The following is a 9,089-nucleotide window of genomic DNA, read 5'->3' on the forward strand; positions in this document are numbered from 1 at the left end:
TATCGGTTTGATGCGTTTGATTCGTCGTGAGACAAAACTAAACGATCTTAAAAACCACGAACAAATACCCTTTTTGCATTAGCTTAGGCCTGACGCTCAGGTTCGCTGTCATCGCGCAACCGCTATCCCGCTTCAACTGATCAGCGTGCCGGGTCATAAAACGGTTCGACCGCCACCCGGCTACCGACAAAGAAACTGTCAGCCACCAGCCGCAGTGGCTGCAGGTCCACATCGCTGGCCCGATCGCCAATCAGTTGCTGAAAGTGTCGATACACCGCGGTGTACTCGCCCTCTTCCGACACCGCCTGGCGCACGCCGTCGATGCTCAGCAGCGCCCCGCCGTTGTCCAGGCGCAGCACCCCTTCGTCACAGCGAATCTCGATGCTCCAGAGTTCGTCGTGACCGTGGTCGAAATCGAACTCGGCCTGCACGTCGAGCCTGTGCGCATCGGACATCTTGATCGACGCGGCAATCGGCGACTGGCAGTTGTCCGGTACGCGCAGTTCGGCGGACTTCACAAACAGTGGCTGGGTCAGCAAATAGGTGACAATCGACAAGGCATTGATGCCCGGATCGAAAACGCCCAGACCACCGGGTTGCCAGATCCACGTCTGCCCGGGATGCCACTTGCGCACGTCTTCCTTCCAGTCGATCTGCACGCTTTGCAACGTGCGGCTGGCGAGCCAGTCGCGGGCGGCTTCGATACCGGGGGCGTAGCGCGAATGCCAGGCGAACAACGCACTGACACCCTGTTGCTGCGCCTGACTGACCAGGGCCTGCGCCTCGCCCAGCGTGGCGCACGGCGGTTTTTCCACCAACACATGTTTGCCGGCGGCCAGCGCCTGCTGCACCAGTGCGAATCGACCTTGCGGCGGCGTACAAAACGCAATCGCATCCACCTCGGGGCCGTTCTCCAGCAACTCGCTCAACGAGTGAAAGTTCTCCACCCCGGGGCAGGGTTTGCCCTGCGTGGCGACCGCCACCAAGCGAAATCCGGGATTGGCGTTGATCGCCGGAACATGTTGATCCTGGGCAATCTTGCCATAGCCCACCAGACCGAGACGGATCGGTTGCATCAGTGACTCCTGTTGTTGTCTTGTTGTCGTCAGCGAATGCGCAGATTAGCCGCAAATGTCTGGGAATACCCGGTGGCGGTGATCAAAAAACTGCTGGTGTGCGCGTTCGGTCAGCGCAACGGGTAGCAACGCTGATGCAGCGGCGCAAACGAATAAGCCGCTTTCTGTAAGTACCTTCCCAGGTAGCCGAACATTAGCTGGCATGCCCCCGGAAACGACGCCGTGCTATGCTCCGAGAGAGAAAACGAGGGGTTCCAAATGACCAGATCAGCCACAGAGAGCGTCGCGACTGAAGTTCGCCTGCTCGCCAAAGCCCACAGGGTTACCGCCGACCGTGACAACCTCAGTTGCATGGCGGTGACCATCACACGCCTGGCGGGTGATGTGGTGGAACTTGATGGTGTTGAGCAACTGCTCGTCAACCTGAAAAGAAAAGGCGTTCTGAGCAAGACAGAAATCATGGCCCTGCAAGGCCGCTACCTGCAGGAAAAAAGGCGTTGCAAAAAGCAACTGAGCGCATGAATTTCGACCCCTTCGGCGATTTTGAGACTGAAGGCTATCTTCAAAACTCGCTCAAACTCAAAGATCCCACTGAAGTCAAAGAGTCCGAGCACCTCTCATTTGAAGCCAGTATCGACGACGCTCTCGCCTATCTCGCCAAGAAAAAGCCCATTGACTACAAGGCAGTCCTGAAAACGCACGAAATACTTTTCTCGGGCTTTTACCCTTGGGCCGGGAAAGACAGAAATGAGCTAGTCCCCCACCTGGCAGTTTTCAAGGGATCGAAAGATGATCCTCATCACACGATATTTGAGCATCCCGACCTGATCAAACGGTCCGTCGAATACGCCCTCGAACTCGCAGCAAACAAAAAACGCTTCCGTGCTCGGCCTGGGGAAGTCATGGGTCAGCTGGCTTCTGCGCACCCTTTTCTGGACGGCAATGGGCGTACGATCCTGCTCGTGTACATGGAGCTGTGCTTTCGCACCAAATTCGCCATCAACTGGGCAATGACAAGTAAAGATGACTATCTGCGAGCTCTCAGCGACGAGATTCGAGATCCTTTCCAAGGCCATCTGGATCGTTACCTGACACCTTTCATCAGCGACATCTCCAGTCGTGAAGAGTGGCCTGAAATGATTGGCGGAATAAAAGGACTGGATGGCCTGGATAAAGAAGGCATCACCTACGAAAGCCTGGATGATCCTGAGGTTCAGCAACTCTATAAAACGTATAGAGCGCAGCCCATGGAGTGAGCGTCAGTCGGGAAACTCCCCTTCCCTGCGGATCTTCACCATGTTTGAGGTGCGCCGCACGCCTGCTGCAGACTGAAGCCGAAATATAAAAGCCTGCTTTTCAGGGCAGGCTTTCACTTTCACAACGCTGCAGTCACTTCTGCTGCGCGGTCAACGCCGAGTAACTGTTCATCAGGTTCCGGTAGTTCGGAATCCGCTGCGACAGCAGATTGCCCAGCCCTTCGATGTCGTTGCGCCAGTCGCGGTGCAGCTCACAGGCGACCGAGAACCAGTTCATCATTTGTGCGCCGGCCTGGGTCATGCGGCTCCACGCGGCTTGCTGGACGGTGGTGTTGAAGGTGCCGGAGGCGTCGGTGACGACGAATACATCGAAGCCTTCGGCCAGTGCCGACAGGGTCGGGAACGCGACGCAGACGTCGGTTACCACACCGGCGATGATGATCTGCTTGCGGCCGGTGGCCTTGATCGCCTTGACGAAGTCTTCGTTGTCCCAGGCGTTGATCTGGCCTGGGCGGGCGATGTACGGCGCGTCCGGGAACATTTCTTTCAGTTCCGGGACCAGCGGGCCGTTGGGGCCTTGTTCGAAACTGGTGGTGAGGATGGTCGGCAGGTTGAAGAATTTCGCCAGGTCGGCCAGCGCCAGGACGTTGTTCTTGAACTCGTTCGGCGAGAAGTCCTGAACCAGAGAAATCAGACCGGTCTGGTGGTCGACCAGCAGGACTACGGCGTCGTCTTTGTTCAGGCGGTTGTAGGTTGCAGTGCTCATGTTTGAATCCCTTTTCTTGGTTGAGGTAGTTGGCGTTGCGTTGAACATGGGCACAGATTACTGACACCACCGGAACCGATAAATCGGTTGAAAAGTGTTTCACTGTCAACTTGAAGCGGACAATCGAGCGTCCCTTAGCTCGATTGCAAGCAAAGTTCGATGGCGAAGGGTTATGAGCTAATAACACCTTCATTAAACCGTCTTTCAAACGTTGTACTAGGATAGGATCCACATCCTGACATTTGCGCCGACCAGGGAACATGCTCGACGCAGGTCAGGAATGGGACTGTTTCACCTGCAACTCATGGATGATGTTTATGAATTCACACCTGTTTCCCCATATCGGTAAAGTCATTGCGAGCACCGGCAGCCGGCACTTTCCGCGGATGCTGCATGACCTGATCCAGACTCAACTGGCGGTGGACGCCACACACATTCGCCAGATGCGCGTCGAGCCGGTGGGCCGCCCCGCCCATCGCCACCTACCGGAACCCGGCAAAGACTCGGCCCAGCAGGCTGAAACGGTATTCTGCGAACAGATTGCCGCACGCTCGAGCGAGCCGATGGACCCGCCAGCCTCGGCCAGCGCCGATGCCTCGCAGCTGCATCTGACGAGGCGCAAGGACGGCTACCGCTACGTGATTTCGGTGTATCGCAACGACCAGTCGCAACGGTTCTCGGCTCAGGAGCAGAGCTTGTTGCAGGACATTTCTCCGGTGCTGTTGCCGATGCTGGAAAAACACATTCACGCCCTGCAACCCCAGCAGGCCAACACAGAAGACCCGTCGCCCGGCGCGGACGGTGCGCAACAGGGCCTGGAAAACCTGCGACTGCGCTTCAACGAGCGTTTGCAGCAACTGGGCCTGAGCCTGTCCAATCGCGAAACCGAAGTGTGCATCGGCCTGCTCGCCGGGCGCACCGCACCGGAACTGGCCGAGCAGTTGCAGTTGAAGGTCAACACGGTGGAAAGCTACCTCAAACGCGCGGCAATCAAACTGGGGATCAGCGGCCGGCATTCGTTGATGCGCTGGATGTATTCGCCGGAGGACACCAGCCACGCCACCAGCGCAGCCTGAGTCCACAACCGAACAAAAAACCGCCGCCCTCCTCGGGCGGCGGTTTTTTTACATTGGAGGCCTAATCCTTCGGCACGACTCTATCCAGCGCTTGATTCACCGCCAACTCCCCCAGCATCACCACCTGCGCAATGCCCAGCGCCGTATTGCGGCTCGGCCCTTCCAGCGTGCCGGCGAAGTCGCTGAGCATCACCGTGGCCGAGGCCAGGGATTGGTTGGGTTTCGGGCATCAGCTGGAACTCCGATCGAGGCACTTTGAAAGGATTACTCACTGTAGGAGCTGCCGAAGGCTGCGATCTTTTGATCTTGTTTTTTTAAGGCAACGTCAAAAGATCGCAGCCTGCGGCAGCTCCTACACGGGGGACCGCGTGATTAGTTCGGGATGCGGCGGCCGTCCAGTACCCGGTTGACCATCAGTTCACTGAGCATGATCACCTGATGCAGCATCAGCACGGCCCGGCGCTGTGGGTTGTCGACGGTGTCGCCGATATCGCGGGCCATGTCGCTGGCGGCGGCCAGGGATTCACAGGCTTCGACGAGCAAGGTTTCTTCATCCACCTCGGGGTCGATGAGGAAGATTCTGTTCGCCTTGCATGACGAGGTTGAAGGGATCGGGATCTTCAGTGCGCCGGGGTTGAGGTAGAAGTTGATGGCGCGGTCGGTTGCCGCTTTTATCTTCTGCGGGTCGAGGGCCGGGTCGTACGGGATCGAGGTGTCCGGGGGGTTGGGTTTGGCTTTGAATATGGATGAAGCTCCTGCTTAGCAAAAGTAAGGAGCCGTCACTCTCGCTACCAAACGAGGGTGGCGGCCATACGCGGGTTGGTAGACCGGTCTAAGCAGGAAAACCCGGCGCTCCCGAAGGAGCCCCACGCATGGCCACCATAAAATCGAGTCCCCGAAAAGGAACTGCACACGGTGTCGCCATCACACTTAGAAACGGGCTACCAAACCCGATCACTGATTTTCAGTGACAGGGAAACGATATAGCCCGGCCCATAGCCGTGTAAGCCGGCGGATTCTGGCGTACGCGTAGGTAACGGCGCAAGGCGTTGTAGCCGTTAGGGCGTAACGGTTCGTGTACTTTAAACGTGGTTGCAGGGGTGCGTTTATGTGCGGGGTCTGCTCTGTTGCTTTGATGTTGTCTGGCAGGCCGCTTTCGCGAGCAAGCTCGCTCCCACAGTTGGATTGCGTGCATTCAGGTGGGAGGTTGGTCGGCTGGGCAGGCCGCCATCGCTGGCAAGCCAGCTCCCACAATTTGACCGAGTGTATTCAGCTGGGGATTGGTCGACTGTGAGGCCGCTTTCGCGAGCAAGTCGAATCGTCGCACCGCCGCTCCCACAGTTGGATTGCGTGCATTCAGGTGGGAGGTTGGTCGGCTGGCAGGCCGCCATCGCTGGCAAGCCAGCTCCCACAATTTGACCGAGTGTATTCAGCTGGGGATTGGTCGACTGTGAGGCCGCTTTCGCGAGCAAGTCGAATCGTCGCACCGCCGCTCCCACAGTTGGAATGCGTGCATTCAGGTGGGAGGTTGGTCGGCTGGTAGGCCGCCATCGCTGGCAAGCCAGCTCCCACAATTTGACCGAGTGCATTCAGTCAGGGATTGGTCGGCTGTGAGGCCGCTTTCGCGAGCAAGCTCGCTCCCACAGTTGGAATGAGGACGAAAAACAGGGACGGGTTCGTGACCCGCCCCTTTCGATTTGTGCGCTTCAGGCACGAGCCCGGCCAGGCAGCTCTGGCAGTCAGTCCCGTGCCAACGCTTCGATCGGGTCCAGGCGCGAGGCATTACGCGCGGGGACGAAGCCGAAGACGATGCCGATCAGCGTCGAGCAGATCACTGCCGTCACCACCGAGGCCATGGAGAACACCATTTCCCATTCCTTGATGAACAGCGAAAACAGGTGACCGATGGCATACGACAACGAGATGCCGATCGCCCCGCCGAGCAGGCAGACCATCACCGCTTCCACCAGGAACTGCTGACGAATGTCCGACTGCCGTGCGCCGACCGCCATGCGAATGCCGATCTCGCGCGTACGCTCGGTGACCGACACCAGCATGATGTTCATCACGCCGATGCCGCCGACCACCAGCGAAATCACCGCGATCAGCGACAGCAGCAAGGCCAGCGAGCGACTGGTTTTCTGCACGGTCTGCATCACGCTGTCGAGGTTGTTGGTGTAGAAGTCCTTGATGCCGTGGCGTTGCAGCATCAATTGGGTGACGTGATTTTCCACGACTTTGCTCGACTGGCCGTCCTTGATCCGTACGCTGATGCTGTCGAGAAAGCGTTGGCCCAGGATACGCCCGGCGGCGGTTTCGTAGGGCACCCAGACGTTGAGCGTCTTGCCCGAGGCAAACAGGTTCTTGTTCTCGGCCGCCACGCCGATCACCGTGCACGGCAGGTTGCCAATGAGGATCACCTGGCCCAGCGGATCAACACCCTCGCCGAACAGCCGATGCCGGGTGTTGTAGTCGATTACCACCACCTGCGCCTGGCGCCGCGCATCGCTTTCGCTGAAGGTGATGCCCGCCTCCAGTTTGATCCCGCGCACCTGAAAGTACTGGTCGCTGACGCCGTTGATCTGCGCGTCGAGGTCGATGTTGCGGTAACGCAAAAGCATGCTGCGACCGACCACCGGGGTGGCGCTGTCGACGTAATACAGTTGATTCAGTGCGGTGACGTCAGCCGGTACCAGCGTCTCGATCGAGGCCGCGCGCTTGTCACCGAAACTGCTGCCGGAATAGATGTCGATGGTGTTGCTGCCGATCGCCGAAATGTCCTTGAGCACGTAGTTTTTCGCGCCCTCGCCAATCGCCGAAATCGACACCACCGAGGTGATACCGATGACGATGCCGAGCATGGTCAGCAAGGTGCGCATGCGGTGCGAAATCAGCGCCACCCAGGCCATGTTGAAGGCTTCCTTGAACAGCCCGAGGCTGGCCACCAGACGGCGTGTCGCCGGTGGTTTAGGCGGCACCTCCTCTTCGCCCGGCAGTTGCCCGGTGTCGCGCTGATTGCGGCGGTCGCTGAGGATTTCACCGTCGCTGACTTCGATGATGCGCTCGGCGTTGGCCGCGACTTTCGGGTCGTGGGTCACCAGAATCACCGTGTGCCCGGCCGCGTGCAGCTCCAGCAGGATGCGCATCACCTCTTTACCGCTGGCGGTGTCGAGGGCGCCGGTGGGTTCGTCGGCGAGTATCACTTCACCGCCATTCATCAAGGCCCGGGCGATACTCACCCGTTGTTGCTGACCACCGGAGAGCTGACTCGGCCGGTGGGTCAGGTGTCCATCAAGGCCCAGTCGCGCCAGCAGCCCACGGGCGCGGGCATGGCGTTGTGGCGCCGGGATGCCAGCGTAAATTGCCGGCATCTCGACGTTGTGCATCGCACTCAGGTGCGGCAACAAGTGATAGCGCTGGAAGATGAAGCCGAAGTAATCGCGGCGCAGCTCGGCCAGCGCCTGATCGTCGAGGTCACGGGTCTCCTGGCCGTTGATCTTGTAACTGCCGGCGGTGGCGTAATCGAGACAGCCGAGGATGTTCATCAGGGTTGATTTGCCGGAACCGGAGGCGCCGATGATCGCCACCATTTCTCCGGCATTGATCGTCAGGTTGATGTCCTTCAACGCGAGAAACTCGCGGTCGCCAGCGGTGAAACTGCGGGTGATGCCGGTCAGTTGCAGCAATGCTTGCGTCATGCTCAAGCCCCCGCCACGGCAGGCAGCGGATCACCGATCACCACCCGCTCGCCTTCGCTGAGGCCCTGATTGATCTGCACTTTGACGTTGTTGTTGATCCCGGTCTGCACGTTGCGCGACTGCGCCTGGCCCTTGGCGTCGAGCACCCGCACCGGAAAACTGCCATCAGCATTGCGCGGGCCGAGCGCGGCCACCGGCACGGTCAGCACCGATTGCGCGGTATCGAGGACGATGCGCACCTGCGCGGTCATCGAGATGCGCAAGCGATGGTCGGGATTGGGCACCTCGAACAGCGCGTTGTAGAACACCGCGGTGTTTTGCTTCGGGGTGCCGGCCTGCGGTGTTTCGAGGAAGTTCTGCGGCGCAGGTTCAGTGCCGCGCAGCTTGCCGTAATAGCGTTTGTCCTCGCCGAGGATGGTGAAGTACACCTGCTGCCCCGGCGCGATATGGATCACGTCGGCTTCCGACACCTGGGCCTTGATGGTCATGGTGTCCAGATCCGCCAGTTTCAGCAGGATCGGCGCCAATTGGTTAGCAATCACGGTCTGGCCTTCCTGGGTGACGATGCCGACCACGTCGCCATCGATCGGCGCAACGATCCGCGTGTACGCGAGGTTGACCTTGGCGGTGTCAATCTGGATATGCGCACTTTTGATCTGCGCATCCAGCGACAGCAGATTGGCCTGCTGCACCTCGTAATCCGATTGCGCGGTCTCGAAATCCTGACGAGATATCGACGCGTCTTCCTGCAGGTTCTGATAGCGCTGGTAAATCGCTTTGGTCTGCTTGAGCTGGGCTTGCGTGGCACGCTTCTGCGCCTGCAGGTTTTCCTCATCGACCTGCGCCTGACGCAGGGTGTTCTGCAGCACCAGCGGATCGATCTCGGCCAGCCACTGGCCCTTCTTCACCTTGTCGCCCACCTTGACCTTGAGCGACTTCAACTGTCCCGACACCTGGGCACCGACGTCCACCTGCTTGACGCCTTCCAGCAAACCGGTGGCGAGCACGGTGTTTTCGATATCCGAGCGTTCGACTGGAGCGGTCTGGTATTTCGGCGCTTCGGCCGGTGCCTGCACCGTGTACAGCACCAGACCGGCCACCGCCGCCAACGCCAACCCCATACCGACTTTGCGCAACTTCGACTTTTCCATAAATAACCACAAGTCCGTTCAGGGATGAACCCGGCCAGCGGCCGGGTCTTGATAGAACAACCACAC

General features: G+C 59.2%; 8 protein-coding genes and 1 pseudogene. 3 read left to right on the plus strand and 6 right to left on the minus strand.

Annotation, left to right across the window (positions count from 1 at the left end):
* Positions 1 to 140: 140 nt before the first annotated feature.
* A complete protein-coding gene (locus ACU680_RS25720) occupies positions 141 to 1,076 on the minus strand; it encodes a Gfo/Idh/MocA family protein (protein ID WP_448180888.1) in 936 nt (311 codons plus the stop codon).
* A gap of 258 nt (positions 1,077 to 1,334) precedes the next feature.
* Here ACU680_RS25720 and ACU680_RS25725 point away from each other — a divergent pair, with 258 nt between their 5' ends.
* Together ACU680_RS25725 and ACU680_RS25730 are read left to right on the plus strand one after the other, a co-directional pair.
* Positions 1,335 to 1,598: a hypothetical protein gene (locus tag ACU680_RS25725; RefSeq protein ID WP_448180889.1), complete on the plus strand. Its 264-nt coding sequence runs from the start codon at positions 1,335 to 1,337 to the stop codon at positions 1,596 to 1,598.
* A complete protein-coding gene (locus tag ACU680_RS25730; RefSeq protein ID WP_448180900.1) occupies positions 1,595 to 2,332 on the plus strand; it encodes a Fic family protein in 738 nt (245 codons plus the stop codon). Before ACU680_RS25725 ends, ACU680_RS25730 begins: the two co-directional genes overlap by 4 nt.
* 133 nt (positions 2,333 to 2,465) lie before the next feature.
* Here the strand turns inward: ACU680_RS25730 and ycaC are convergent, their stop codons facing one another.
* Positions 2,466 to 3,098 carry an isochorismate family cysteine hydrolase YcaC gene (gene ycaC, locus ACU680_RS25735; protein ID WP_007966399.1) on the minus strand — a complete coding sequence of 211 codons (633 nt, stop codon included), beginning with the start codon at positions 3,096 to 3,098 and terminating at the stop codon, positions 2,466 to 2,468.
* Between the two features lie 317 nt (positions 3,099 to 3,415).
* Between ycaC and ACU680_RS25740 the strand changes: the two genes are divergently transcribed.
* Entirely contained in the window at positions 3,416 to 4,174 is a 759-nt protein-coding gene (locus ACU680_RS25740) for a helix-turn-helix transcriptional regulator (RefSeq protein ID WP_367084767.1), read from the plus strand.
* 61 nt (positions 4,175 to 4,235) lie between these two features.
* Here the strand turns inward: ACU680_RS25740 and ACU680_RS25745 are convergent.
* The 4 genes and pseudogenes from ACU680_RS25745 to macA all read right to left on the minus strand — a co-directional run.
* Positions 4,236 to 4,388 (minus strand): annotated as a pseudogene (locus ACU680_RS25745) (DUF6124 family protein); the annotation flags it as partial.
* Positions 4,389 to 4,546: 158 nt separating this feature from the next.
* Positions 4,547 to 4,918 (minus strand): DUF6124 family protein, encoded by a 372-nt coding sequence (locus ACU680_RS25750; protein ID WP_367086164.1) that lies wholly within the window; start codon positions 4,916 to 4,918, stop codon positions 4,547 to 4,549.
* Between the two features lie 995 nt (positions 4,919 to 5,913).
* On the minus strand, positions 5,914 to 7,872 hold the full coding sequence (locus tag ACU680_RS25755) for a MacB family efflux pump subunit (protein ID WP_448180890.1): 1,959 nt from the start codon (positions 7,870 to 7,872) through the stop codon (positions 5,914 to 5,916).
* Between the two features lie 2 nt (positions 7,873 to 7,874).
* On the minus strand, positions 7,875 to 9,023 hold the full coding sequence (gene macA, locus ACU680_RS25760; protein ID WP_448180891.1) for a macrolide transporter subunit MacA: 1,149 nt from the start codon (positions 9,021 to 9,023) through the stop codon (positions 7,875 to 7,877).
* Positions 9,024 to 9,089: the final 66 nt, after the last annotated feature.

The organism is Pseudomonas sp. LF020, assembly GCF_053456425.1.

Excerpts from the sequence above, each read along its gene's own strand:
- ACU680_RS25725 (WP_448180889.1), top strand. The coding sequence starts at position 1,335 with ATGACCAGATCAGCCACAGAGAGCGTCGCGACTGAAGTTCGCCTGCTC.
- ycaC (WP_007966399.1), bottom strand. The coding sequence starts at position 3,098 with ATGAGCACTGCAACCTACAACCGCCTGAACAAAGACGACGCCGTAGTC.
- ACU680_RS25755 (WP_448180890.1), bottom strand. The coding sequence starts at position 7,872 with ATGACGCAAGCATTGCTGCAACTGACCGGCATCACCCGCAGTTTCACC.
- macA (WP_448180891.1), bottom strand. The coding sequence starts at position 9,023 with ATGGAAAAGTCGAAGTTGCGCAAAGTCGGTATGGGGTTGGCGTTGGCG.
- ACU680_RS25720 (WP_448180888.1), bottom strand. The coding sequence starts at position 1,076 with ATGCAACCGATCCGTCTCGGTCTGGTGGGCTATGGCAAGATTGCCCAG.
- ACU680_RS25740 (WP_367084767.1), top strand. The coding sequence starts at position 3,416 with ATGAATTCACACCTGTTTCCCCATATCGGTAAAGTCATTGCGAGCACC.
- ACU680_RS25730 (WP_448180900.1), top strand. The coding sequence starts at position 1,595 with ATGAATTTCGACCCCTTCGGCGATTTTGAGACTGAAGGCTATCTTCAA.